Raw genomic sequence first — 25,810 nt, forward strand, 5'->3', positions numbered from 1 at the left:
GCTCATTCCTGCGACAGTTTGATAAAATTGCCGCGCATGGTCTTCAGCGCACCGCGCAGCGTTTCCTTTTGCGGGCCGGAAAGCCCCTCTTCGACCTGCGCGACAAGTTCATCGGAGTGTTTCAGGATCGTCGCAAGAACGGCATCGGCACGGCTGGTGGTGTGAATGCACTTTGCCCGTCCGTCGCGCGGGTCGGCACGCCGCTCGATCAGTCCCGCCTTTTCCAGCCGGTCGAGATAGCGCGACAGCGTCATCGGCTCTATGCCGAGCTCCTCGGCAATCTCGCTTTGTCTTGCGCCGTTGCGGGCAGCCGTGCGCGCCAGCGTGCGCGCCTCTCCCGGCGTGACGCCGAGACCGGCCTGCCCGATCCGGCGCTCAAAGGCGGCGCGGAACAGCCGCGTCACATCGGTCAGCAGAAAGCCCAGCCGGTCGGTACTGATCTCGTTTTTCATTCAGAACCCGGATAATTGATATTTAATAAGCATTGCTTACTATCTTGGCTGACGCTCATCAAGCCCCCCCTTGCCATCAAGCCCCCTTGCCATGCGTGTTTTGATGCCGCACACATCGAATGGCCGCAGTTTGCGGCCAAGAAGGCATGACAAGACAGGACTGACGGCAATGGCAGACACAAACGACATCAATCCGGCACTAACGACATGGGACGGGGCACTGGGTCTGCCGCGGTTCGACAGCATTTCGGAGGATGATTTCGCACCGGCCTTCGAATGGGCCATGGCCGATCATCTTCGCGAAATCGACGCGATTGCCGGAAATGCCGCAAAGCCCGATTTTGCCAACACAATCGAGGCGCTGGAAGTTTCCGGCGACGCGCTGTCGCGGGTGGCCGCGGTTTTCTTCACCCGCGCCGGGGCCGATACCAACCCCGCCATTCAGGCGCTGGAGCGTGAAATCGCGCCGAAACTGTCGGCCCATTATTCCACGATTGGCGCCAATGCGGCGCTGTTCCGGCGGATCGATGCCCTCTGGCAGGAACGGCAGTCTCTCGCACTGACCGAGGAACAGACGATCGTGCTTGAGCGGCACTGGAAAGGTCTTGTCCGCAGCGGTGCGCAGCTTGCCGCGGACAAGCAGGCCCGGCTTGCCGAAATCAACGGACGCCTGGCCGAACTCGGCACGAATTTCGGGCAGAATGTTCTCGCCGACGAGAGCGAATGGGCCATGTTCCTGACCACCGAAGACGAGTTGCAGGGCCTTCCCGATTTCCTCATCGACGCGATGGCGGCAGCGGCCGCCGAACGCGGCCGGCCCGAGGCCTATGCCGTCACGCTTTCGCGTTCGATCGTGGAGCCGTTCCTCACGCTTTCGGCACGACGCGACCTGCGCGAAAAGGCCTTTCGGGCATGGACAGCCCGCGGTCTTTCCGGCGGCGAACACGATAACCGGCCGGTGATGAAGGAAACGCTGCGCCTGCGTGCGGAAAAGGCAAACCTGCTGGGCTACGAAAACTTCGCGGCGATGAAGCTCGACAATACCATGGCGAAGACGGCCGATGCGGTGGACACGCTGCTGATGGATGTCTGGGAAAAGGCCGTGAAGGCCGCCGGAAACGACGAGAAGGAATTGCAATCTCTGGTCGCCGAAGACGGCGCCAACCACGACATTGAAGCCTGGGACTGGCGCTATTACGCCGAAAAGCGCCGCGCCCGCAAATTCTCGTTTTCCGAAAGCGAAGTGAAACCCTACCTTCAGCTTGAGCGGATTCTGGAAGCCTGCTTTGCCGTTGCCGGCCGGCTGTTCGGCATACAGGCCGTCGCGCGGCCGGATATCGTCGCCTATCATCCCGATGTCCGCGTCTATGAAATCCGCGACGAAAACGGCGAGGCCTTCGCCATCTTTCTGGGCGACTATTTCAACCGGGCCACAAAGCGCTCCGGCGCATGGATGAATGCGCTGCAAAGCCAGCACAGGCTTCCCCTGCCGAACGGGCAGCAGGGCGAGTTGCCGATCGTGATCAATGTCTGCAATTTCGCCAAACCGGCCGAGGGCAAGCCGGCCCTGCTTTCCCTTGACGATGCGCACACGCTGTTTCACGAGTTCGGGCATGCGTTGCATGGCATGCTTTCCAACGTCACCTATCCGTCGGTTTCGGGAACCGGTGTCGACCGGGATTTCGTCGAACTGCCGTCACAGCTTTACGAGCACTGGCTGACGATTCCCGATATCCTGCGCAATTACGCCCTGCACTATAGCACCGGCGCGGCAATGCCCGACGCATTGATGGACAAGGTTCTAGAAGCGGCAAACTTCAACCAGGCTTTCTCGACCGTTGAATATACCGCCTCCGCCATCGTCGACATGCACCTGCATACGGCAACAACCCCGCCCGCCGACCCGGTTGCCTTCCAGGATGGCGTGCTGAATGCGATCGGCATGCCGAAGGCGATCGCCATGCGCCACGCGATACCGCATTTCCTGCATATATTCTCAGGCGACGGCTATGCCGCCGGCTATTATTCCTACATGTGGGCGGAAGTGCTCGATGCCGACGCATTCGAGGCGTTCGAGGAAACCGGAAACGCCTTCGATCCTGAAACCGCCCGGCAACTGCTCGACAACATCCTCTCCAAGGGCGGATCGGTTCGTGCGGAAGCGGCCTACCGCGCATTCAGGGGCAAGATGCCCACGCCGGATGCAATGCTGCGCGGACGCGGTTTGCTGGATTAAAAAAACCGGGCGAGCAATCTGCGTCGCCCGATTTCCGGATTTGGTACTTTGTTGGCGCGCCGGAGCGGACAGAAAAACCTCTGTCCGCTCCGGCCTGTTCGCTTTGTTACGGCTGCTTGCCGATGTAGGCGAGGATGCCGCCGTCGACATAGAGCACGTGGCCGTTGACGAAGTCGGAGGCTGACGATGCGAGGAAGACGGCCGGGCCCTTCAGGTCCTCGGTCGTGCCCCAGCGGTTTGCCGGGGTCTTGGCGAGGATGAAGGAGTTGAAGGGGTGGCCGGGTTCGCGCAGCGGTGCGGTCTGGGGCGTTTCGATATAGCCCGGGCCGATGCCGTTGCACTGGATGTTGTAGGAACCGTATTCCGACGCGATATTGCGCGTCAGCATCTTCAGGCCGCCCTTGGCGGAGGCATAGGCCGAAACTGTTTCGCGGCCAAGTTCACTCATCATCGAGCAGATGTTGATGATCTTGCCGGAATTGCGTTCCATCATCGACGGCAGCACGGCCTTGGCCATGATGAACGGCGCGGTCAGGTCGATATCGATGACCTTGCGGAAATCCGCAGCTTCCATCTCGTGCATCGGCGTGCGGGCAATGATGCCGGCATTGTTGACGAGAATGTCGATCGGGCCGACATCCTCGGCAATCTGCGCCACCATCTTCTGAACCGAAGGTTCATCGGTCACATCGCAGATATAGCCCTTGGCATCGATACCGGCTTCCTTGTAGGCGGCAACGCCCTTGGCCAGAAAATCTTCGTTGATGTCGTTGAAGACGATCGTCGCACCGGCCTCGGCCAGCGCCGAAGCGATGGAAAAGCCGATACCGTAGGACGCGCCGGTGACCAGAGCGACCTTGCCGTCAAGTGAGAAATTGTCTGCAAAACTCATGGGTCGGATCTTTCTGTTTTTGAGAGACTGTCGGTTTAGGTGGACGTGGACCTGATCAGCGCAGTTCGTTGATCGGGATCACGTCCATGTCGTTGAAGGTCTGGTTCTCACCGCCCATCGCCCAGATGAAGGTGTAGTTGGTGGTGCCGCAGCCGGCGTGGATGCTCCAGGACGGGCTGATGACGGCCTGCTCGTTCTGCACCAGGATGTGACGCGTCTGCTTGCCTTCACCCATCATATGGAACACGGACTGATCTTCCGGCAGGTTGAAATAGGTGTAGATTTCCATGCGGCGCTCGTGGGTGTGGGCCGGCATGGTGTTCCAGACACTGCCCGGCTCCAGCTGGGTCAGGCCCATGGAAAGCTGGCAGGTTTCCAGAACGTCGGGGTGGATGAACTGGTTGATGACGCGCTTGTTCGATGTGGCGGCATCGCCCAGCGGAACTTTCTTGGCATCGTCCATCTTCAGGAAGGTCGTCTTGCAGGCTTTGTGCGCCGGGGCCGAAACCATATAGAACTTGGCCGGCTTGGAAGCGTCATTGCTCTTGAAGGCGACGGACTTTGTGCCGCGGCTGATATAGAGGCAATCCTGGAAATCGAGATTGAAGGTCTCGCCGTCGGCCTCGATCGAACCGGCGCCGCCGAGGTTGAAAACACCGATTTCACGGCGTTCGAGAACGTAGTTCGTTCCAAACGTGCCCATGCAATCGATGCCCTTGTCGAGCGGCACGGTTTCGGAAACCGGCATGCAGCCAAGCGTCACCATCCGGTCGATATGGGTGTAGACGGCCACGACCGTATCGGCGACATAAAGGTTTTCAATCAGAAACTCGTCGCGCACTTCCTCGGTTGTGTAGCGCTGGAAATCCCTCTGATTGACGGAATAGCGAATATCCATGGTGTTTCTCCTTCACTGGATCGAAGCGGCCGGATGCAGGCGGTTCCTGCATGCGCTCCAGCACGTCTTCATATTCAAATCTGAGCGTCTCGCTCGCCTGAAACCCGCGCGCAAAGCCTTTGCAGACAATGCCCCGCGTGGTTCTCACATTCTGATTTTGACAACGACCTTGCGGACAGCTTCGCCCGTTTCGCCAACGGCACATCCGGGCCGGTGAACGTCCCAGGGGTAAAACACCGCGTAGCTTCCGGCCGACAGGACGAGAGAACTCTCCTCACCCACCTGATCGTAAAACAGCAGGTCACGCTCCCCGGAAAGGTCTTCGGCCGCCGGCGGTGTCGTTGACAGAGGCGCGACGCCGATCATTTCCCTGCCGGAAACGATGTACTGGATATCCAGATAGCGGATGTGGGATTCCGGCCGCTTTTCCTCTTGCGGGCCGGTCGTGTAATCCTGAACCGATGCGAAAATCCGGTCCCCATCAATATCGATGCGTCCCTCCGATGCATTCGCCAGATCGGTTTCGTTCAGAAACTGCAGACCTTCCAGTACGGCGTCCGGCAGGGTCGCTTTCTCAAGGTCGACGTTATCAAGTCGTCCGAAAATCACGGTATGTACTCCTTGGTGGCCGGTCTTTACGTCCGGCCGTGGTGCGTGGGGCAGCGCTTGTCGGTGCTGTTCGTCACGCGCATTTCAATTGCTTCACCGGTTATCGCGCTTCGTTTCAAGGCCCGTCCGGCGATCCGGCTGCCCCGCCAGGGGCAACCAGCTGTCATGCGGCCTTCGCTACTGGATCAGTCCGGCTGCGCGCGGCAGCGCCAGCGAGAGTTCCGGTATGAAGGTCACGGCCATCAAAAGCGCCACGAGGATGACAAAGAAGCCCAGCAGCGGTTTGACGACATCTTCGATCTTCAGCTCCGCGATACGGCAACCGACGAACATGATCGGGCCGACCGGCGGGGTGATCGTTCCGATGCACAGATTGAAGACCATCAGGACGCCGAAATGGATCGGGTCGACACCGAGAGAGGTCGCAATCGGCAGGAAGATCGGTGCAAAGATAAGGATTGCCGGCGTCGGGTCCATGACAAAGCCCAAGAGCAGGATCACGATATTCATGATGATCATGATCAGGATCGGGTTGTCGGTGATCGACAGCAGCGACGAGGCGATGATGTTGGGGATCTGCGCATAGGCCATGATCCAGCCCATGATCGAGGAAACGCCGATCATGAAGATGATCATTGCCGTCGTCTTGACCGTTCCAAGCAGCAATGTCGGGATCATCCGCAGCGACAGGGTTCTGTAGGCAAACGACAGGAGCGTTACGTAAACCACCGCAATGGCACTGGCTTCCGTCGGCGTGAAGATGCCCGAGATGATGCCGCCGACCACGATCACGATCATCAGCAGCGCCGGAATGGCTTCGATCGTCGTCCTCAGATTGGTCCGGAAATTGGCCAAACGCTCGGCCTTGTAACCGGCCTTGCGGGCGAAGAAGATCACCGGGATCATGCAGGCGATGCCCCAGAGAATGCCGGGCACATAGCCGGCCATGAAGAGCGCTGCGACGGATGATCCGCCGCTTGCCAGCGAATAGATGATGAAGGTGTTGCTTGGCGGGATCAGCATGCCCGCAGGCGCCGATGCGATGTTTGCGGCAGCGGCGAATTTCGGGTCATAGCCTTCCGCCTTCTGCTGCGGCCCCATGGCTCCGCCGATGGCGGCGGCAGCAGCCACGCCGGAACCGGAGATGGCGCCAAACAGCATGTTGGCAACGATATTCGTCTGCACCAGCGCACCCGGTACGAAGCAGATCAGAGCCTTGGCAAAGTTGATCAGTCGTCGCGCGATCCCTCCTGACGTCATGATGTTACCGGCAAGGATGAAGAAAGGAATTGCCAGCAGAGAGAAGGAGTTGATGCCCGCAAAGATGCGCTGGGCAGAGGTGATCGCCATGCGATCAAACGTGAAGATGGTGGCCATTGCCAGCACGGACCCGATGCCCATGCTGACGCTGATCGGAACGCCGATCATCAAAAGGATCGGAATCGAGATGAGCAGGATCAGGCCGATATCGGCTGCATTTCCCATTTACTTGACCTCCCCTGGCGTGCCTTCCGCGCTTGGCGGACGGATGAACTGCAGGATGTCGTTCCAGATGTTGTAAAGGCAGTAGAAAGCCGAAAAGGCGCCGCAGATCGGCAGGGCCATATAGATCTGCCCGGTGCGCAGGAACGGAATTGCGGCATTGGTCTGGCGCATCGTCCGGTCAACGGCATCGAGGCCGCCGATCAGCAGGATTCCAACGACAAACAACAGGATCAGAACATCCGTCGCGATCTGAAAGACCGCTTTCCGGCGCGGCGACGCGAATGCGTCAACGACGATCCCGATATTCATGTGGCCCTTTTCGCCGAACAGAAGTGCTGCGCCCAGAAGAACCAGCCAGACAAACATGATTTTCGCCAGTTCTTCCGTCAATGCGCCGGCGCCGCTGAACACATAACGGTTCACCACCTGCCAGGTGACGACAAACGTCAAAAGGCCACACAAGGCGATGCAGATCGTTGCCAGAAAACGATCGACCCAAAGCTTGATCGTATGCATAGCAGTTTCTTTCTCATCCGGGCTGGCCCCGGAAAACCGGGACCAGTCGAGATCATTGATGATTGGAGATCATTCGCTGGCAGGGTGCATCTGCGAATAGATCTTCTTGGTGACATCGGAGGTGAGCTTTTCTTCCGTCAGCGGACGAACGGCGTCACGGAAGGGCTGAAGATCAACATCGTTGAACTGGGCGCCGGCTTCTTCCGCCAGTGCACGGGACTTGGCTGCATCTTCAGCAAAGACTTCGAATTCATAGTCGGCGGCCTTCTGAAGCTCTTCCAGGAAGATCTGCTTCACATCGTCGGGCATGTCTTCGAAGTAGTCGACATTCATCACCAGATAGTCGGGGATCATCAGGTGCTGGGTGTAGGAGAAGTACGGTGCGATTTCCGAATGCTTGAGCGACCAGTAGGTCACCTCGTTGTTTTCGCCACCGTCCAGAACACCGGTCTGGATTGCGGTGTAGACTTCGCCTTGTCCCATGGCGATGCCGTTGCCGCCCATCATGTTCATCATGTCGATATTGGTCTGCGACTGCATCACGCGGATCTTCTGGCCGGCCAGATCTTCCGGTGTGTTGACCGGATGGTCCTTGAGGTAGACGTTGCGCGAACCGGCGGTGAAGGCGGCGACGACGACGATGCCCTGATCCGCAACGGAGTTGTAGAGATCACCGACGATTTCGGGATTGTTCACGACGCTCTTCTGGTGCTCGATGCTGTCGAAGACATAAGGCAGATTGAAGACGACGAAATCCGGGTTCCAGCTTTCCAGCAGGCTGGCGGCAGCCAGCGACATGGCGATGGTGCCGGTCTGGGCCATTTCGACCGTTTCCTTCTGGGCACCGAGCAGCTCGTTCGGGAAGATCTTGACCGTGTATTCGCCATTGGTGCGTTCGGCAAGCGCTTCGCCGAAGCGTTCCATGGCCTTGTACTGCGGATGCGATTCCGGCTGGTTGAATGCGATTTCGAAGACAGTTTCAGCGAGAGCCGAGGACGGGCCGAAAACAGCGCTCAGCGCAACAATGCTGACACCGGCCAGACGGATCGTGTTTTTTACGTTTTTCATGATAGCCTCCCATGAGGATATTGGAGTTTGATTACATCGGTCCTGTTCTCGCTTAAGCGGGCCGATCTTCTGCTTGAGAGGCGGTGTTGCCATCGCCCCACTTCTCGTAGACATCGTTGATGTCTCCGATGAAATAATCCGGGTTGAGGTCGCGGATGGGACGCAGGTCCTCCGCGCTCAGGCCTTCAAGGTGGTGCGTCATCGCGGCAACCGCGCGGTCCGCATCCCTGTCGGCAAGCGCGTCCACGATTTCTCCATGTTCGACGAGCACCCGCTCCATGCGGTTGATCTGCGGCAGCGTCAGACGTCTGTAGCGGTCGACCTGCAGCTTGACCTGCTCGATGATTTTCCAGATGCCGGGATAGCCGCCGGCAACCGCAATTGCGCGGTGCAGCGCTTCGTCGGCCGCGTGAAACTGATCGCTGTCACCGGCCTCCGTGCGCTCGCGCTGATACATCAGCAATGCGCGCATATTGGCGATTTCACTGCCCTGTACCCGACTGGCCGCGGCACGGACATTGACCTGTTCAAGCGCCGTGCGCGCCACCTGCGCCTCCAGCAGCGAAGCCACCGGAATGCGCGAAACCCGGGTTCCGGATTTGGGAACGATATCGATCAGCTGTTCTTCAGCCAGACGCAGCAGCGCCTCACGGACAGGCGTGCGCGAAAGCCCGCACTCGGCCGCGATTTCCTTTTCGCTGACCACCTCACCCGGCAGCCGCTTGAGGGAAACGATTTCGGCACGGAGACGACGATGAACAATCTGTGTGGCCGTCCCGGCCCGGCTGCCATCGCCACTCCCCGAAAGGTCAATCATGCCATCAGATGCGTAACTCATCTGTGTCTCCATGGTCTGTTGTATATCTTATATATCATATATATCAGTTATACAAGACCTCCTTCATCAACGACGAAATAAAAATCGACGACTTTGGACGCAGGTATGAGCCCACCGGCAAAGCACCGTTCGAACCGGAGCTTCATGGTCGCATCGCGCTTTTTCCGAAGGGCTTTAACCGGCCTTCCCCGCAAGGCTTTAGACGGGATGGCTACCGTCGCCATTCAGTCCGGGAATGTTGACGTGACAGGTGAGGCGATCGAGCTACGCGTCGGTCAGGCGCCATGAACGTCTTCGATGACGGGAGCGAGGAAGATGCCACGCCTGCCCTCGATGTCAAAAAAACTGCATGCGAAGATCGGCGACTAATCTGGCGCTGGTGCGCCGGATTTACACGCTGCATCTGGACTACCCTTCAGATGTTACAGGGGCTTTTGACAGCAGAAGGCCATAAAGCCGGGCGGCGGCATGCCAGAACATTGATGAAGAAGATTGGCATTGACGCAATCTATCGCCGCCCGAACACCTCGAAACCGGCACCGGGCCACAAGATCTATCCGTATCTTTTGAAGGCCTTGCCGTGACGAGCCCCATATCCAAGTCTGGGCAATCGACATCACTTACGCGCCTATGGCGCGGGGCTTTGTCTGTCTCTGTGCTGTCACCTTGCAAGCGGCGCGTCGGTGGTGAGCTTTTGATCTACCATGCGCACGATTTCTGCCTTTGTCGCTTTGGCAGGAACTTCGACAAGCGGAATCCCGGCACGTTCCAGGGCCAAACGCTTGACTTCCATGCGATCCGGTGCGTCATCGGACATGTCGTGTCCCGTGCCATGATACTCAACAGCCAGCACCGGCTGGCCGAACCTGTCGATCAACAGAAAATCCACCCTCTTGCTGTTGTAGGAACTGAACGCCGCCTTCTGCATCCGGTCATCAGGATCATAAGAGGAGGTCTTGATGAACGCACCCATGGAGACCTCGAACGCCATGCGCCAGTAAGGCTGGTGGGTGTCGATCCACTCATCGAGCGCATAGAGGACTCGCACGGCCTCCTTGTTGACGGGACGCACCGCGCGCAATTCGGTATGACTGATGAACCTGATCTGGTTTTCCACATCCGAAACATCATTTTCTTCGAAGAAGCGCTTGCGGCGAGCAACATCGCCCAGCCGCCGGGATTCGGCATCACGCATGGCGAGGAGTTCGCGCTGGAGTATGCCGACCTGTTGATCGAGCGCATCGGCCTGGCGCTTGGCTTTGTCGGCCTGGCTTTTCGCGCGCACGGTTCGGATGAAAAAACCGGCCGTGAAGCCAATCAGCAGAAGGAGGATCGTCGTCATTTGCATCGTCAGAACCCGGCTATCAATGTTCGACCTTCTAGCAGTCGATGATCGGAACACCTGCCGCGTCGAAGGCGCTGGCGTCGCTCGTAGCGACAGCGAAGCCATAGGCAGTTGCAATGGTGGCGATATAACCGTCCGTCACGGGAAAGCCCTTGCCTGCCTTGCGGGTCGCAACGGCAATATCGGCATAGTGGCAGGCGGTATCCGTATCGAAGGTGAGGGTTCTGCCCTCGAACAGCCGCAGCATCCCGTCGAGCGCGGCGACAAGCTTCTGCTTGCGTCGGCTATCCGGCGGCGCGTCGATACCAAACAGCAGCTTCGCGACGGTCACGCTAGAGATATAAAAAGTTTCGACCGCCTGTTTGTCGAACCCGTCGCGCGCAGCAAGGCTTGGCTCAGGCTTCATCGCCTCGGAGACGACATTCGTATCCAGAACGATCATTCAAAGCTCATCGGCGTGGCGGGCGTCTTGTCGCGAGCCTGTTTCAGCACTTCGAAATCGGCATTGATCAGCCTAGCCTTACGGCTCAACGCCGACAGGGCAGAACCGAAACGCACGCGCTCGGACGGGCGAACCGCTGATCCCAGAATGTCGCGCATCTCCACCTCCGCGTTGCGGCCATGATGAGCAGTGCGCACCTTGATGGCGCGGTGAGTCTCGTCAAAGAGATTGCGAAGGGTAGCGGTGGGCACTTAATGTACTTCCGATTAGGATATGTCTATGATTGTAATGTATAAAACACGCCTTCCCTTGACAAGAGGTGCCCCGCGATTGTTCCAATCTGTCGAGGTCATCCGGCCGCGCGCAAAAGTCGTGCGACCGCGATTTTTCCGATGGAAGACCGAGATCCCTTGTGCATTCCCGGCCCATTTTTCATTCCGCCGCGACAGATAAAGCCTCGGTGCTCGCAGCTTCCGGCATGTCCTCGGGCATTGTAGCCCCCGGCTGCTCGTCGGCCGGCCATACCGGCCCTCCAGAACGCAGCACGGGCGGCAGCCAGCCGGTTCCGGCCAAAAGTTGCTCGGTGGCTTCGGCCATTTCCGGCTTCTTCCAGTCCGCGATCCGCTTCGCCGCCAAAGACATCGCGCGCGGCCGCGAGGATATGCGCCTTGGTGACGCGACCGAGATAGGCGCGCACCGTGGGCGTCCGATGCGCCGTCATGTCAAGCGAAACTGCCGTTGCCAGCCTATCCGTGGCGTTAAGGGCATGGCGCTTCTCTGCTTCCCGAGGCTGCTTGTCGGCATCGACGGTTAGCAAAGCGCAATGCGTGAACAGGGTCATGACGCTGGAATGGTCCAGGCTGGCGACGAAACCCCAAAGATCCATCATGCGGCGGCGATCTACGCTAAGAAGGTTGCGAAGCGCCCTGGACCGGCCCTCTGAGCGACAGAAGGCGGCTGAGGCTGCGAATGCTGATCGAGAAGATTTTGCTCTCACCAAGGCCCGAAATGCGACGAGATCGATGCCACGCTTTACGGTGGGCTGGGGCAAATCCTCGCATGGTCGGAGTGGCAAGCCATTGACGAATATACAAAAATCAACACTCCTGGCGGCGAACGCTCGGGAGTGTTGGTGTCGGTGGTTGCGGGGGCAGGATTTGGACACTGTTTTGCACAGCCGAGTGCCTCCGCCGTTCAGTTTTTCGATCACTTCGCTCGAGTTTTGTGTCAAAGACCTTGAACCAGACAGGTTCGGTTTTGAGCGCAACAAAACGGGGCAAACATCAAATTGGCCGTCACTCCAAGACGGTCCTGTAGATCACGGGCAGGATCAGGGTGCTCGGTGTGGCCGGTCCTCCGAGGATTGTCTGCCGCGCAATGATAAAGTCCGCCGCCGTCGCTTTTTCCGGCGCAATGCCCGACTGCGGGTTGCGGTCGAAACGCGGAAAGTTCGACGAGGCGACCTGAAGCCGCAGACGGCCTCCCTTTGCAAAGAGGTGGCTAAGATGGCCGAGCGTCACCCGCACTTCGAAAGGTCCGTGTCCGCCGGCTGGTGTTTTCCTCCGGGCGATGCCGTCGACAATGCCGATGCTCTGCCCATCAGGCGTCACCTCGCAAAGCCGCGCGGTCCAGTCCGCGGATATCGCATCAGAGGTCACGAAAAGCCGCGCCTCGACCCTGCCGGTGACGTCGAGCGCCTTGTCGAGAGGCTCGGACGTGAATGTCACGACATCGGATCGCGCTTCGACAACACCCTGCGGCATCGGACCGGAATTGCGGCCGAGCAGCAGCCCGGGCAGAAAGGTGGCGCCACCTGTTGTCGGCACCGGGCTTGCGGGGTCCGATATCCATTCCCGCCGAAAATCTTGCGTCGGCGGGCTCTCGGAAAGACCGTCACCGTCAAGATAGAGGCAGCGTTGAACGGTTTCCGGAACGGGCCAATCGGGGGCGTCATGCCAGCTGTTCGAACCGGAGCGAAAATAGCGCACCATCGGCCCGGGAGGCGCCACGCCAGAAAAGACTGCCTCGAAAAAATCGAGCTGAACATCGGACAGCCCCGCCGTCGACGCCTTGGGCCCATGCCAGAACGCGCCCTGCCAGTCCTTCGGATTGCCATGCGACCAGGGACCGATAATCAGCCTGTCCTTGACCTGGCCGGCATCTTCATGGCGCCCGCGGGCGGTCTGGAAGAGTTCGAGTGAGCCCTCGAGAAAGAGATCGTTCCAGCCGGCGATGACCAGCATGGCTGGCCGGCTTTTCCCAAGCGCTTCGAGGTGCTCGAGATCGGCGGCAGCAACCACAGCGCGGTCTTCGTCGAACCACTGCGCGGCATAGGGTGCGAGGGCTGCGAGGTCCGCCTCCAACACCGGCAGGCGGGCAAACCCTGCCTCCGGATCACGCTGAAGCGCTTTCATGAGAGCGCTCAGCCGCTTTGCCTGATCGTCCGGCAGAGCGGCCAGACGGCGCTCGAGATCGGGCGGGGCAAGCGCCTCTATGATCCAGAGCAGCAGGAAGCCAAGTTCGGTGGCGCCACCACGCCAGGTCCAGCTTTCGCCATGGCGTGCCGTAGTCAGTTGCGGTGAAATTGCCTCGAGACCGGGCGGGTTTTCGGCCGCAGCCAGAACTTGCGTCGCCCCGACATAGGACGCGCCGAACATACCTACCTTGCCGTTGCAGAAATCCTGCCGTCTGAGCCAGGCGATCGTGTCAGCACCATCGCGGCCTTCATGAAGGAAAGGCTCGAATACGCCTTCCGAGGCGAACCGACCGCGCGCAGCCGGAATACCCCGCGCGCCGCCGGCACTGACCTGCGCCGCTGGCAAAACTGAAACCGTTGACACCCACACCGAAAGGCTGTCCCGTTGCCTTGATATTGCGAGGGATTTGCCCATCCGCCTAAGCGTTTAGCAATATGCATTATGCCAGGTTAGGCCATAGTTTCTACGGTAGGCCACCACGTCAATCCGGTGCAGATCTGCGCTGATCGGCCTTCCATTGGACGACCGCTTCAGGTGTATCCAGATCGGTAAAAATCCCATCGTCCTTGACGGTCACTTCCGCCACCCACTCGGCATGATGGCCAATCAGATGGCGTGCGCCGACGTCGCCGCTGAGGCTGACAAGATCGGCAAAGAACTGTCGCCCCCACAACACCGGGTTGCCGCGCTTGCCCGCGCGCACCGGAACGACGATTGCGCGTCCCTCATCGGGGTCGAACGCACCTGACAGTCTCCGGAAGAGCTCCACGTCCACATCCGGCATGTCGCCGAGGCAGACCATCACGGCATCTATATCGTCCCCCAGAGCAGCAATCCCCCGCCGCAGCGAAGTAGACAGGCCAGCCCGGTAATCCTCGTTCTCGACCATTTCGAGATTAAGGCCGGACAGGGCGGCACGAACCCTATCCGCCTCGTGCCCGACGACAGCAACAACCTGATGGAATTTTGTTTCCACGACCGCCTCGGCGACGTGACGCACCAAGGGACGCTTATCGAGCTCAAGCAGCAGCTTGTTGGACCCCATGCGGCTCGATTGTCCGGCAGCAAGAATGATTGCGCCGATATGAGGCGACCGATCTTTTGTCCGGCGGGTGGCGTCCCGCATCCGAGCAAGGGTGGCACGCGGCAGCGGCCGTTCCGGCAGATCCTTGAGTAAACCGCCGACACCCATCCCCTGGATGCTTTGCGCCGTGACCGGCTGCTTCGCCAGGAGACGGCGCAAGACGAAATCCGTGCCATTGAGTTTAGGCGCCCGTGCGCAGCCCGGCAGTCCGACCACCGGCACCTGCCCCACATGGCCCAGAAGCAGGAGATTGCCCGGATCGACAGGCATGCCGAAGTGCTCGACGGTTCCACCCGCCGCGACGATCGCCGCCGGGATCACGTCCTTGCGGTCGACGATGGACGAGGCACCGCAGATGAGCACGAGCTCGTCGCCGGCAGCAAGGCGCGCGGTGATCGCATCGGCAACCGGGGTTGTCTCATGCGCAACCCGAACCTCGCCGACCAGAGTGCTGCCCAGAAATTCCAGTCGTTGCGCCGTCGTGTTGCAGGTCTTAGTCAGAACCGAGGGCTTCGCCTTGCCAAGAAGGGTCTGGATCAGCGACACCCGATGGTGAACGAAAGGCGTTACCTCTATGGCACGCGCTGCCCGGTCCCATGCTTGCAGCGTGCGTTCGGTTACCGCAAAGGGAATGATCTTGATTGTGGCGATCGCGTCACCGGGCCGAACCATGTCCTGAGGGGAGAGCGTCGCAATGGTGATGCTTTCGTCAATCGCGTTGAGCGCGTTGACCGCGTCCGCATCCAGTTGCACCAGACCATACGCGTCCGCGTGGAGATTGACCCGCCCGGCATGGGCGGGGGCAGCGACAACGCCAGCACCGGCGAGACCTGCAGCGGCGCGTGTAACCCCAAGGTCCTCACGCACGTCGTCGGGCTCAAGCCGGGCAACGGTGATCTCTTCAAAACCCCTTTCGGCCAGCGCGTCGACATCGCTCTGAGACAGCGCGTGCCCTTTGGTGAGGGTCAGATCAGAAAGGCGCAGCGAATGCGCGAGGATTGTGCCATCCGCCGTGACGACGGGAACCGTTTCGAATTTCATTTCGAACCCTCGATGCTTGTAGCGGGACGGCGGAGCTGCGCCGTCATCTCGGCGACCACCGACAGGGCGATTTCGGGCGGGGTCCGGGCACCGATATCAAGCCCCGCCGGCCCATTGATCCGATCGAGAGCCGCGGCATCGCAGCCTGCGGATGTCAGCCGATCCAGACGCTTTGCGTGGGTGCGGCGCGAACCGAGCGCCGCGATGTAAAATGCCGGCGTTTGCAGCGCGGCGATGAGGGCCGGGTCGTCAAACTTCGGATCATGGGTCAGCACGACCACTGCGGTCCGCCTGTCAGGGCGAAGCGTCGCGATCGCATCGTCGGGCCAGACGTCGATCAGCGTCACCTCCGGCAACCGTTCGGCCGACGCGAAGGCGGATCGCGGGTCAATCACCGTGACCTCGTATCCGAGTTGGACTGCAAGCGGCGCAAGGTATTGGGTGATATGAACAGCACCGACCACGATCAGGCGGAGCGGCGGCTCCCAGACCTCGACAAAAAGCCGCCGGGACGGCCCATCGACAAAGCCGCTGCGCGAAGACTCTACCGCATTGGCGACCCCTGCGTGCTCCTGGCTATCGAGGATGAGGTCGCCGTTTTCTGCACCGGACGCGAGAAGCCTGCAATGCTGCCCTTCCGGCACCAACGTCACAAGCGCCGCCACGTCACTGCCGGACGCATCGTTCACCAGAGTGGAGAGAGATTCCGCGTCTGCAAGGCGTTCCACGAACACTTCGATGGTGCCGCCACAGGCAAGCCCCACCTGCCAGGCGGTTTCGTCGGCAACACCGAACTTCAGCAGGCGCGGCTCTCCATTTTCGATCACCTCTCCGGCGGTCTGGATCACCGCGCCTTCGACGCAGCCGCCGGAGACCGAGCCGACGAACCGACCCTCCTCATCCACGGCCAGATGAGACGCGACCGGACGGGGCGACGACCCCCATGTGGAAACGACGGTTGCCAGGGCGACGCGACGCCCTTCCTTTGACCAGGCAAGGGCTTCGGAGAGAACGGTAGTGGTGTCATTCATCACGTGGCCTTCATGTACTGTTCGCCGATTTTCCCGGAGCTGAACGAAAAAGGTAAGCTGGCTTGCAGCCTAAGTTCTCGTCTGACCGGGGGTGCAGGAGGTCGACGTCTGGGACAATAATTCGTTCTCTTCACACCGCTTATCCTTCAGTGGGATCAAATATCGTTCAGTCTGAATCTTTGGTTTTCGGCTAATCGAACAGCCGCTTTGTATTGCTTTGGACCTCGCCAAGAGTTAATTTTTATTTCCGCCAACTGGCGTTAGCCACCAAAGCAATCGCGGCGAGGAGAAGACTGTCGGCGACCTTTGGTGGGGGGCTTTGTGCGTTGTCGCGAGGCCTGAAAAGGGAGGAGTTTTCGTAAGCATGCGGGATGGCGCAGGCGCGTGAGCGTGTCTGCGACGAATCTGAACGCATGTCGCTGCGCGGGGAGCCAAAGAAACTGGCGCCCGAGACACATTAAGCCACGTAGCCCGAACTCCTGACGACAAGGTCAAAAAGGGGATGGAGATGCGCGAAGCTATTGTTCTTTATCAGGGGGATTTCGGACACCTGTCGATCCGAAACGTCGTTGGCGATCTTGTCACGCACGCTCACCAGGACGCTCACCTCATCATGTGGTTGGACGGCGAGGCCGGAGAGATGACGATCGGCAAGCGACAGGTCGTGCCGACCCGGAATATGGCCGTTGGCGTCAACTCCTTCGAACCGCATAACCACAACCTGATGCCACAGAATAGTGGTGGTATTTTTCTTGCCTTTTATCTCGATCCCGACTGGATCCGGCAACGCCGCTGTCTCAATACAAACGCCGCCTTTTTCGCCCACCCGGCAATCCCGCTTGATCCCTGCATGCATGATATAGCGATCCAGATGGTCGAGCGGCTGGTCGATGGAAACGGGGCGAGCCATATCCAGCTTTTCGAGATCATTTCCTTCATCGATCAGGTCCTCGATGCAGCCGAAGCGGACCGGCAGTGTCAAAACCGGCCAGTGGCGGTACCGGTCGCGCGCGATTTCCGCATCCGCAAGGCTATCGAGCTGATGAACGAGAACGTCACCAAACGGATCCGCTTCGACGAGGTTGCGCGGGATGTCGGGCTATCCCGACCGCATTTCTTCGCGCTGTTCAAGGAACAGATGAACGTCACGCCGAACGTTTTCTGGAACATGCTTCTGATGGAGGAGGCATTGCGCCATGTCCAGGGTAGCGAGGACCGGCTGACGGAAATCGCTCTGGATCTCGGTTTCACGTCCCAGGGCAACTTCTCGCGCTTCTTTCGCGAGCATGTCGGCGTGCCGCCTGCGGTTTACCGGTCTGCGGCGCGCTCCATGGTCGCGTAGTTTCCAGACTGAGCGATTGGTACATCCGACGCAGCGATAAGTCCTGCCCGCGTTCATCGCTAATATGGTGTCGGTTGCAAACAATCCGAGGATTTATTTCTTATGCCTACTGTCACCGTTTCAAGTGTCATTGATGCGCCGGCTTCCGAAGTCTGGGCCGTGATTCGGGATTTCAATGGTCTGCCGGACTGGCATCCGCGCATGGTCAAGAGCCACATCGAGGACGGCCTTGCGCCCGACCAGATCGGCTGTGTGCGAAATTTCGAACTCGTCTCCGGCGCGCAACTGCGCGAGAAGTTATTGTCGTTTTCCGAGGACGAGTATTACTTCTCCTATACCATTCTTCAGACGCCGGCCCCGATTACCAACCACAAGTCGACGCTTCGCCTGTTCCCGGTTACCGACGGCAACCGCTGCTTTGCCAAATGGACGGCAACCTTCGACTGCGCGCCCGAGAAAGCGGAGGCCGAGGCCGCCGGCATGGGTAAAAACGTATTTCAGGGCGGGTTCGACGCCTTGAAGGAACGTTTTGCCAGCGCGTCCTGATATTTTTGGACGGAGGGCGGTTCTAGAGTCCTTCAGGTTTAATGACCGACGCTTTGCGCAATCTCTATCAGGAAACAATCCTGGATCACGGGCGGCGGCCGCGCAACCGCCGTTCGTTGACAGGCGCGACGCATCGCGCCCGTGCGCAAAACCCGCTATGCGGTGATAAAATCATCGCCGAGCTGCGCATCGATAGCCGGGGACGCGTGGAGGATGCCGCCTTCGACGGCCAGGGATGCGCCATTGCAATCGCATCCGCTTCGCTCATGACCGAAGCAATCAAAAATCGCACGCTGGCAGATGTCCGCGCTCTGAACGCACGCCTCCAGACGCTATTGTCGGGAACAGGACCCGAGGATCTTGACGGGCTCGGCGACCTGGCGGTTCTGGCAGCGGTCCGGGCTTTTCCCAGCCGGCGCAAATGTGCACTCCTTGCCTGGGATGCGTTGGCGGCAGCGCTGGACGATGCCTAAAGCCCTGCCCCTCCCCCTCGGAGGACGCACAAGTCAGCAGTATCGCACGCGGCATTTCTTCTTGATCCATGAAACGGCGGTCGAAGCCTCGGCCGCCGTTTTGCCGTGGGCCGCGACCTCCAGGATTTGATCCGTTCGGCCCTGCGGCGTACCGGCGCAAGGTTCCGACCCAATGATAAGCACTTCAGACAGACCGATAAGCGCGCTGCGTTTGTGTGCTGTAGCGTGATCTCAATGGCAGGAGAAAGCCATATGGGATGGAGAATATGCTAGATAATGTACTCGTTCCTTCGGATCTGAAGGCGGCTTTTGACGCACTGGCCAGTTCGCGGTCCAGCGCGCTCCTCTCCGGTGGGACATTGCTGATGCCGGAGATCAACACCAAGGCCGGTGTGCTCGATACACTGGTATCGCTCCGCAAACTCAGTCTCTCGGGGATAACGGTGGGAGGCTGTCGCGCCACCATCGGAGCCACCACAACGCTCGACGCGTTTGGTCGCGATCCGCGTCTTGCCGTGTTGTCGAACGTTATCGAGTCAATCGCCTCGCCGCCGATCCGCAATGTCGCCACTGTCGGCGGCAATCTCTTTGCCGCCAACGGTGGCGACCTGGCGGTAGCGTTGATGGCGCTTGATGCCGAAGCCGAGGTCGCAAGCGAAAACGGCATGCGCCGGACTTCCGTCGCGGAGATCGTCAGGAAAGGTATCGGGCACGAGGAGATTGCCACGAATGTGGCCTTCGATATCCCCGAACGCAACAGCTGGTTCTTCACCAAGGCAATGCGGCGAACGTCGAACTCGGCGGCCATTGTCACGATTGCCGCCCACCTGACAGTTGAGGACGGCCTTGTCAGCACGGTCAATCTTGTACTCGGCGGCGTCGCGCCACGCCCGGTCCGCGCATTGACGGTCGAAAAGGCACTGATCGGCAAACCGCTGGATGCGGAACATGTCACGGCGGCAGCCGCCGCCTTCGAAGAAGACACGGAGCTCTATTCCGACGCGATTGCCAGCGCCTGGTACCGCGCCCGCGTTATCCCGGTTCATATACGCCGGGCTCTGACCGGCGCCTGACGTGCATACCGCTCCACACTTCGACAAATGGCCGCAGGTCGGCAGAAGAGGAAAAAATGGCCTCACGGATTGTGACGCTTCTTGTCAATGACGCAGTTCAGGAACTGCTTGTGAAACCCGGAACAACCCTGCTCTCCGTTCTGCGTGATCAGCTTGGACTGACCGGAACGAAGCGCGGTTGCGAAGAAGGCACCTGCGGCGCCTGCACCATCATTCTCGATGGAAAACCGGTGCGCTCCTGCCTCATCCCCGTGGAAACCGTGGACGAGTCCCAGGTCAGGACGATCGAGGGGCTGGAGCAGGACGGCGATCTCTCGCCGCTCCAGAAGGCGCTGGTGGAGGGCTTCGCCACCCAGTGCGGCTTCTGCAACGCCGGAATGCTGATGGTGGCCACCGCGCTGCTTGAGGAAAACCCCGACCCCACAGACGATGAGATCGTGCGTGCCATCTCGGGCAATGTCTGCCGCTGCACCGGCTATCATCCGATTATCCGCGCGATCAAGGTGGCGGCGGTCGAGATGCGTTCGGCAAAAAATGCCGATGCCCTGGTCACTGAGTGAGGAGCGCTGACATGGACGACCAATCATCCTCGGAAACCCTGGATCGCAGCTACTTCGCCGACGAGCGCAAGGACGACCTGCATGTCATCGGTGCAACCGTTCCGCGGCTTGATGCGCGCGGCCACGTTACCGGTACGACCAAGTATTTCGAAGATCACCTTTTCCCGAGAACGCTGCACATCAAGATCTGTCGTGCCGCGCGCCATCACGCCGCGCTGCGATCCGTCGACACCGCGCCGGCGATGCGGGTTCCCGGCGTGGTCCGCGTTATCACGGCCAGGGATGTGCCGGAGAACTGGTATACGGTGCTTCGCCTGATCAATGTCGGTCCGAACGACGAGCCTGTGCTGGCGGAAGACCGTGTGCGCTACTGGGGCGAGCCGATCTGTGCCGTGATCGCCGAAACCGAAGCGGCGGCGTTGGAAGGTGCCAGCCGTATCCGTGTCGACTACGACGATTTGCCGGCCGTGTTCGATGTCGAAGACGCGCTGAAACCGGATGCGCCGTTGGTCAACCCGGTTCATGGCCACAACTACTTCGAATATGAAGGGCATCCGTTCCGTCGCATCCGCTTCGGAGACGTCGAAGAAGGCTTCGCGGCCGCTGACCGGATCTTTGAACACCGTTACCAGTCGCGCCCCATTGAGCAGGCGCCGGTCGAGACCACGGGTTGCATTGTCAAGCCGGAGGGCGATGGCCGTCTGACGATTTATTCCGATACCCAGGCCTGCTTCTTCACGCTCGACAACGTGGCGCTCATCCTGGACGTACCAACCGCCAAGTTGCGGGTCATCGGCGGCACTGTCGGCGGTGGTTTTGGCGGCAAGGTCGACGTGATGGTCGAACCGCTTGCCTGCATCGGCGCCATGCTGACCAACAGGCCGGTGAAATTCGTCTATGACCGCGCCGAGGAGATGCAGGTGTCCTCGCCGCGCGCGGCAGAGCGCATCTACATCAAGGATGGTGTGACCAATGATGGCCGGATCCTGGCCCGGAAGATGACCTACTACGTCGATTCCGGCGCCTATTCGCGCCACACGCCCTATGGCACGACAAAAGCGTCCGCGCATGTGCCGGGCCCCTACTCGATCCCCAACGTCTGGGCGGATTGCCACTGCGTCTTCACCAACCGTACGCCATCCAGTGCGATGCGCGGTTTCGGCGTGACGATCGCCGACTTTGCACTGGAGAGCCAGATGGACCGCGAGGCCAGGGCGCTCGGTATCGATCCCCTCGTGTTCCGGCTGAAGAACGCCTACCGCGACGGCGACATCAAGGCGCACCGCAAGGTGGTCGAGGGCGCGGCGCTGGTGGAGGTGATCCAGCGTGCAGCGGAACTGGTCGGGCACGACCTGCCCGAGGATTGCAAGAAAATGTCGTCTCTGACGCGGGAGGGATTGTGATGGCCATCCTCTATGGGCGCGGCTTTGCCGCCGTAAACTACCCGACGGGCATGAATCTCGGCGGCGATCCTTCGCAGGCGCTTGTCCATGCCACAACGACTGGCAATTTCGTTGTTACCCTGTCTTCGGTCGATCTCGGCCAGGGCATCAAGACAATCGCGGCGCAATGCGCGGCGGAGGTTCTCGGGCTGTCGGTTGACAACGTCATGGTGGAAACCGCCGATACCGACACCGGCCCGCACTGCATGGGGACCTTTGCAAGCCGCGGCACGCACCGGGTGGGCAATGCCGTCATCATGGCGGCGCGCGAGGCGCGTGAGGTCATGCTTGAGGTGGCCGCCGAGGAGATGGAAGTCGACCCGGCAGACCTGGAAACCGACGGCAGCGGCTATATCAAGCTCAAGGGCTCGGAAGAGAAAAAGATCAGTATTTCCGATGTAGCGGGGATTGCGCACTTCCAGCAGGGCCGGACCATCTCCGGGCGCGGCATGTTCCTGAAGCCCAGGAGCTACCCTGTTCCGGAGACCGGCGAGATGGATCCCGACTCTGCGCAGTCACATGCCTGCACAGTGATCGATGTCGCCGTGGACGACGAAACCGGCGTGGTCGATATCGTGAAGATCTTCAGCGTCTACGAAATGGGACGCGCCCTCAACCCCGCCATGGTGCATCAGCAGATTGCCGGCGGTGCGTGGATGGGGGTTTCCCATGCCCTCTACGAGACGACGGAACCATACTATCCCGATCGCTCCCATGGACCGACCGACTTCTCAAGTTACCTGATGCCCGGACCGGGCGACACGCCTCCGGTTACCAGCGTCATTCTGGAACGTCCGGTCCAGAACGGGCCGTTCGGCGGCAAGGGCATCGGCGAGATGACGGCCAATTCGCCCATCCCGGCCGTCGCAAACGCGATTTTCGATGCCTGCGGCGCACGCGTCGAGGAATTGCCAATCACGCCCGAACGGGTGTTGCGTGCACTCGATATCGCGCGCAACAGCGCCGTGGAGGGCTGAAGATGCAGGCGGCACTGCCAACCATGAACAGCCCGCGTGCTGTCCAGAAAAAGTTGGAGCGCGTCGGCTATTTCGCCGATCTCGGCCTTGCGACAGCGATCTTTCTGAGTGTCAGCCTCGGCAAGCCGTTGCTTCTCGAAGGCGAACCCGGTGTCGGCAAGACTGAAGCTGCGCATGCGCTGGCCGCCATCACCGGGCGCGAACTTATTCGGCTTCAGTGCTACGAGGGGCTTGAAGCAGCACAGTCTCTCTACGAGTGGAACTATCCCAAGCAGCTGTTGCAGATGCGCCTTGGCGCAGGCGAGACGGCGGCGTTGTCCGATATCTACACGCACGACTTTCTTTTGGAGCGTCCGCTTCTGCGGGCATTGCGACAGGCCGAGGGCGCGATCATCCTGATCGACGAGATCGACCGGGCCGATGCGGAGTTCGAGGCCTTCCTGCTGGAATTCCTCGGCGATTTCCAGATCACGATCCCCGAGCTTGGAACCATTTCGGCATCCGTTCCGCCGATCGCGGTTCTCACCTCGAACCGGACTCGCGACCTGCACGACGCCCTGAAACGCCGCTGCGCCTATCACTGGATCGACATGCCGGACCCCGCATTGGAGTTGCGGATCATCAAGGCCCGCGCACCGGGGCTGCAGGCAGATGCAGCAGCCGCGCTCGTGGAGGCCGTCAGTCGTGTCCGCAGCCTGCCGCTTTCGCGCCAACCGGGGATTTCGGAGAGCGTCGAATGGGCGATGAGCGCCATGGCGCTGGAACGAAGCGGCGAGGACTGGCCAACCGCACTGCGACTTTCGCTCGGGCTTCTGGTCAAGGAACAAGAAGACCTGGCCCATGTCATGTGCGAGGCGGATTTGCTGCCAGGGAGCATGGCATGAGCATGCGGGCGGAACAGCATCTCAACGGGTTTCTGGATGCGCTGGCGCATGCCGGCCTCGCAATGTCGCCGATCCGTCGCAGTGATTTCCTGCGGGCAATGACGCTCGTTGATCTTTTGTCGACGGAGGATCTGTACTGGACCGGCCGTGTCACGATCGTCTCCCGTGTCGAAGATATCGACACATATGACCAGATATTCAGTGTGTGGTTCAAAGACGGAAAGACGGTGCTCGAGGAGACGGTCGAGCAGACGGACGAGAGCGAGAGCGATCAACCGCCCGAGATGTCGACTTACGGGGATGCGCCGTCAGTTGAGCGCGATGACGGCACCGGCCAGCAGGCGAGCCCGGACGAGTTGCTCACCAACCGGCGATTGCCGCAGACCGGCCCCGAAAAGCGTGAGATCTGCCGGCGTATTGCCCGGACGGCGGCGACCGTCCTCCCCCGCCAGCGGGCGCGTCGTCTAGCGCGGTCTCCGCGGCATGGCGTGCTGGACATGCGCCGCGTTGTTTCGCATCTGCGGCGCAGCGACGGCGAAATCATTGATCTCTTCTATCGCAAGCGCCCGTTGCGTCTCCGCCGCGTTCTGATGCTGATTGATGTGTCCGGATCATTGAAGACTACGAGCCCCGATGCACTGCGTTGTGCGCATGCGCTGATGCAGGCCGCCCCGCAGATGGAGGTGTTCACATTCGGCACCCGCCTCACCCGGGTCACCCGCACGCTCGCGCGCGGCGATATCGACGACGCGCTACAGCGTCTGTCGGATGTGATCTACGATTTCGACGGCGGCACCCGCATTGGACCGAGCTTCGAAGCCTTTCTTGGCGAAAACCGCCTTCAGACCTTGGCACGGGGCGCTCTTGTGATCGTGGTTTCGGATGGTCTGGAGCGCGGTGATATCAGCGCGATGCAAGGGGCGACAGAACGACTGGCCCGGCTCGCACACAGGCTCGTCTGGTTAACGCCGTTGATGGGCGACCCGGCCTTTCGGCCGGAAACGCGCGGTCTGAAGGCGGTTCTGGGTGCCATTGACCGGCTCGGCAATGCGGCGACGCTTGGCGCCCTTTGCGACGAAATCTCCGGGCTGGACGAACAGGTTGAAAGACGCGCGCGCCGCGGCGTGGCGTCACGATGGATGAGGCCCGTGCCCGTTTCCGGGCGGCCTGACGACACAAGCAATACCGGGAGGGTGCTATGACTTTGGTCGATTGCCATTTTCATGTCTGGGAACGACAGAACCTCGATTGGCTGAACGGTCCGATGCAGCCGCGCATCTTCGGCCCCTATGAGCCGATCCGCCGTGATTATCCGATCGAGGAATACAAGGCCGATGCGCAGTCGGCGGGGGTCGAAAAGGCGGTCTATGTCCAGCCCAACTGGGGACCGGGCCGGGAGATCGAAGAGGTTCGGTGGGTTGAAGACCTGGCTGAACGTACGGGATGGCCACACGCCATCGTCGCGCCGGCCAATCTGATGGACGACAGCTGCCTGGAAGTGATGCAGGAGGAAGCCCGCATCTCCAGCCGGATGCGTGGCTGCCGCCAGCAGCTCCACTGGCACGAGAACCAGCTTTACCGCTACGCGCCTGTGCCGGACCAGATGAACGACCCGGCTTTCCGTCGCAACCTCTCCCATGTCGAGGAAATGGGATGGCTGTTCGAGTTGCAGGTGTTCTCCGGCCAGATGGAGAATGCTGCAAAGCTGGTGCGCGATTTCCCCGGCATTACCTTCGTGCTTGTGCACGCTGGCATGCTGGAGGGCGACGATCCGGAAACCGTAGAGGCTTGGCGATCGGGAATGGCGCGCCTGGCGGAGAACCCGAATATCGCGATCAAGTTCAGTGGTCTGGGCACCTTCGTTCACCGGGTCGATCAGGACCTGATCAGCAGGATCATTGATGACTGTATCGGGATGTTCGGGTCCGAACGGTGCATGTTCGGCAGCAACTTCCCGATCGAGAAACTCTGGACGGATTACCCGACCATGCTGGCGGCCTACCGGGCAGCGCTGGAACGCTATTCGGATGAGGAGCGCGCCAATGTGCTCGGCGCGACGGCGGAGCGGATCTACAGGATCTGACGTTCCGCTGATGACT

The 25,810-nt window shown here is 60.3% G+C and carries 26 protein-coding genes and 1 pseudogene; 12 read left to right on the plus strand and 15 right to left on the minus strand.

Features of this window, described 5'->3' with window-relative positions:
• Positions 1-2 precede the first annotated feature (2 nt).
• Positions 3-452: a MarR family winged helix-turn-helix transcriptional regulator gene (locus ABID12_RS12875; protein ID WP_354434528.1), complete on the minus strand. Its 450-nt coding sequence runs from the start codon at positions 450-452 to the stop codon at positions 3-5.
• A gap of 169 nt (positions 453-621) precedes the next feature.
• Here ABID12_RS12875 and ABID12_RS12880 point away from each other — a divergent pair, with 169 nt between their 5' ends.
• Positions 622-2,688, plus strand: a complete 2,067-nt coding sequence (locus ABID12_RS12880; RefSeq protein WP_354434529.1) for a M3 family metallopeptidase — start codon at positions 622-624, stop codon at positions 2,686-2,688.
• Between the two features lie 106 nt (positions 2,689-2,794).
• On the opposite strand, the gene ABID12_RS12885 is transcribed toward ABID12_RS12880, so the two are convergent.
• The 7 genes from ABID12_RS12885 to ABID12_RS12915 all read right to left on the minus strand — a co-directional run bounded on the left by ABID12_RS12885 (position 2,795) and on the right by ABID12_RS12915 (position 8,994).
• Positions 2,795-3,580, minus strand: coding sequence for a gluconate 5-dehydrogenase (locus tag ABID12_RS12885; protein WP_354434530.1), 786 nt, complete (start codon positions 3,578-3,580; stop codon positions 2,795-2,797).
• A 55-nt stretch (positions 3,581-3,635) separates the two neighbouring features.
• Positions 3,636-4,478, minus strand: a complete 843-nt coding sequence (gene kduI / locus ABID12_RS12890; RefSeq protein ID WP_106306367.1) for a 5-dehydro-4-deoxy-D-glucuronate isomerase — start codon at positions 4,476-4,478, stop codon at positions 3,636-3,638.
• Between the two features lie 144 nt (positions 4,479-4,622).
• A complete protein-coding gene (locus ABID12_RS12895) occupies positions 4,623-5,087 on the minus strand; it encodes a NanQ anomerase/TabA/YiaL family protein (protein ID WP_106306364.1) in 465 nt (154 codons plus the stop codon).
• Positions 5,088-5,264: 177 nt separating this feature from the next.
• Complete coding sequence (locus tag ABID12_RS12900; protein ID WP_106306360.1) at positions 5,265-6,572, minus strand: TRAP transporter large permease; 1,308 nt, start codon at positions 6,570-6,572, stop codon at positions 5,265-5,267.
• Positions 6,573-7,088: a TRAP transporter small permease gene (locus ABID12_RS12905; protein WP_354434531.1), complete on the minus strand. Its 516-nt coding sequence runs from the start codon at positions 7,086-7,088 to the stop codon at positions 6,573-6,575. It abuts the gene before it with no gap.
• Positions 7,089-7,157: 69 nt separating this feature from the next.
• The gene (locus tag ABID12_RS12910) at positions 7,158-8,156 is read right to left on the minus strand and encodes a TRAP transporter substrate-binding protein (protein ID WP_106306354.1); all 999 of its coding nucleotides are present in this window, start codon (positions 8,154-8,156) and stop codon (positions 7,158-7,160) included.
• Positions 8,157-8,208: 52 nt separating this feature from the next.
• Positions 8,209-8,994: a GntR family transcriptional regulator gene (locus ABID12_RS12915; RefSeq protein ID WP_354434532.1), complete on the minus strand. Its 786-nt coding sequence runs from the start codon at positions 8,992-8,994 to the stop codon at positions 8,209-8,211.
• A 361-nt stretch (positions 8,995-9,355) separates the two neighbouring features.
• Here ABID12_RS12915 and ABID12_RS12920 point away from each other — a divergent pair.
• Positions 9,356-9,657, plus strand: a pseudogene (locus tag ABID12_RS12920) (IS3 family transposase); the annotation flags it as partial.
• On the opposite strand, the gene ABID12_RS12925 reads toward ABID12_RS12920, so the two are convergent.
• The 7 genes from ABID12_RS12925 to ABID12_RS12955 all read right to left on the minus strand — a co-directional run bounded on the left by ABID12_RS12925 (position 9,656) and on the right by ABID12_RS12955 (position 16,414).
• Positions 9,656-10,444, minus strand: coding sequence for a DUF2726 domain-containing protein (locus ABID12_RS12925; protein ID WP_354434533.1), 789 nt, complete (start codon positions 10,442-10,444; stop codon positions 9,656-9,658). The pseudogene ABID12_RS12920 and the gene ABID12_RS12925 overlap by 2 nt on opposite strands.
• Positions 10,374-10,781, minus strand: coding sequence for a type II toxin-antitoxin system VapC family toxin (locus tag ABID12_RS12930; protein ID WP_354434534.1), 408 nt, complete (start codon positions 10,779-10,781; stop codon positions 10,374-10,376). Before ABID12_RS12930 ends, ABID12_RS12925 begins: the two co-directional genes overlap by 71 nt.
• Positions 10,778-11,032, minus strand: a complete 255-nt coding sequence (locus ABID12_RS12935) for a FitA-like ribbon-helix-helix domain-containing protein (RefSeq protein ID WP_354434535.1) — start codon at positions 11,030-11,032, stop codon at positions 10,778-10,780. The genes ABID12_RS12930 and ABID12_RS12935 overlap by 4 nt, the downstream gene beginning before the upstream one ends.
• Positions 11,033-11,130: 98 nt before the next feature.
• Positions 11,131-11,670, minus strand: a complete 540-nt coding sequence (locus ABID12_RS12940; protein WP_435528231.1) for a hypothetical protein — start codon at positions 11,668-11,670, stop codon at positions 11,131-11,133.
• Between the two features lie 406 nt (positions 11,671-12,076).
• Entirely contained in the window at positions 12,077-13,603 is a 1,527-nt protein-coding gene (locus ABID12_RS12945) for a CocE/NonD family hydrolase (RefSeq protein ID WP_354434536.1), read from the minus strand.
• Between the two features lie 136 nt (positions 13,604-13,739).
• Positions 13,740-15,383, minus strand: coding sequence for an NTP transferase domain-containing protein (locus tag ABID12_RS12950; protein WP_354434537.1), 1,644 nt, complete (start codon positions 15,381-15,383; stop codon positions 13,740-13,742).
• Positions 15,380-16,414: an XdhC family protein gene (locus tag ABID12_RS12955; RefSeq protein WP_354434538.1), complete on the minus strand. Its 1,035-nt coding sequence runs from the start codon at positions 16,412-16,414 to the stop codon at positions 15,380-15,382. Before ABID12_RS12955 ends, ABID12_RS12950 begins: the two co-directional genes overlap by 4 nt.
• Positions 16,415-16,922: 508 nt before the next feature.
• Here ABID12_RS12955 and ABID12_RS12960 point away from each other — a divergent pair.
• The 10 genes from ABID12_RS12960 to ABID12_RS13005 all read left to right on the plus strand — a co-directional run bounded on the left by ABID12_RS12960 (position 16,923) and on the right by ABID12_RS13005 (position 25,794).
• Positions 16,923-17,756 carry a helix-turn-helix domain-containing protein gene (locus ABID12_RS12960; RefSeq protein WP_354434539.1) on the plus strand — a complete coding sequence of 278 codons (834 nt, stop codon included), beginning with the start codon at positions 16,923-16,925 and terminating at the stop codon, positions 17,754-17,756.
• Positions 17,757-17,858: 102 nt separating this feature from the next.
• Positions 17,859-18,302, plus strand: coding sequence for an SRPBCC family protein (locus tag ABID12_RS12965; RefSeq protein ID WP_354434540.1), 444 nt, complete (start codon positions 17,859-17,861; stop codon positions 18,300-18,302).
• A 53-nt stretch (positions 18,303-18,355) separates the two neighbouring features.
• Positions 18,356-18,775 carry a Fe-S cluster assembly sulfur transfer protein SufU gene (gene sufU, locus ABID12_RS12970; protein ID WP_354434541.1) on the plus strand — a complete coding sequence of 140 codons (420 nt, stop codon included), beginning with the start codon at positions 18,356-18,358 and terminating at the stop codon, positions 18,773-18,775.
• Positions 18,776-19,041: 266 nt separating this feature from the next.
• On the plus strand, positions 19,042-19,848 hold the full coding sequence (locus tag ABID12_RS12975; RefSeq protein WP_354434542.1) for an FAD binding domain-containing protein: 807 nt from the start codon (positions 19,042-19,044) through the stop codon (positions 19,846-19,848).
• A 56-nt stretch (positions 19,849-19,904) separates the two neighbouring features.
• Positions 19,905-20,408, plus strand: a complete 504-nt coding sequence (locus ABID12_RS12980) for a (2Fe-2S)-binding protein (protein ID WP_354434543.1) — start codon at positions 19,905-19,907, stop codon at positions 20,406-20,408.
• Positions 20,409-20,419: 11 nt separating this feature from the next.
• The gene (locus ABID12_RS12985) at positions 20,420-21,811 is read left to right on the plus strand and encodes a xanthine dehydrogenase family protein molybdopterin-binding subunit (RefSeq protein ID WP_354434544.1); all 1,392 of its coding nucleotides are present in this window, start codon (positions 20,420-20,422) and stop codon (positions 21,809-21,811) included.
• Positions 21,811-22,827 (plus strand): xanthine dehydrogenase family protein molybdopterin-binding subunit, encoded by a 1,017-nt coding sequence (locus tag ABID12_RS12990; RefSeq protein ID WP_354434545.1) that lies wholly within the window; start codon positions 21,811-21,813, stop codon positions 22,825-22,827. The genes ABID12_RS12985 and ABID12_RS12990 overlap by 1 nt, the downstream gene beginning before the upstream one ends.
• Entirely contained in the window at positions 22,824-23,711 is an 888-nt protein-coding gene (locus ABID12_RS12995; protein ID WP_354434572.1) for an AAA family ATPase, read from the plus strand. The genes ABID12_RS12990 and ABID12_RS12995 overlap by 4 nt, the downstream gene beginning before the upstream one ends.
• Positions 23,708-24,913 carry a vWA domain-containing protein gene (locus tag ABID12_RS13000; protein WP_354434546.1) on the plus strand — a complete coding sequence of 402 codons (1,206 nt, stop codon included), beginning with the start codon at positions 23,708-23,710 and terminating at the stop codon, positions 24,911-24,913. The genes ABID12_RS12995 and ABID12_RS13000 overlap by 4 nt, the downstream gene beginning before the upstream one ends.
• Complete coding sequence (locus ABID12_RS13005) at positions 24,910-25,794, plus strand: amidohydrolase family protein (protein WP_354434547.1); 885 nt, start codon at positions 24,910-24,912, stop codon at positions 25,792-25,794. Before ABID12_RS13000 ends, ABID12_RS13005 begins: the two co-directional genes overlap by 4 nt.
• The last annotated feature ends 16 nt before the right edge of the window (positions 25,795-25,810 follow it).

Source organism: Martelella mangrovi, from assembly GCF_040545495.1.
Taxonomy (GTDB): Bacteria; Pseudomonadota; Alphaproteobacteria; order Rhizobiales; family Rhizobiaceae; genus Martelella; species Martelella mangrovi.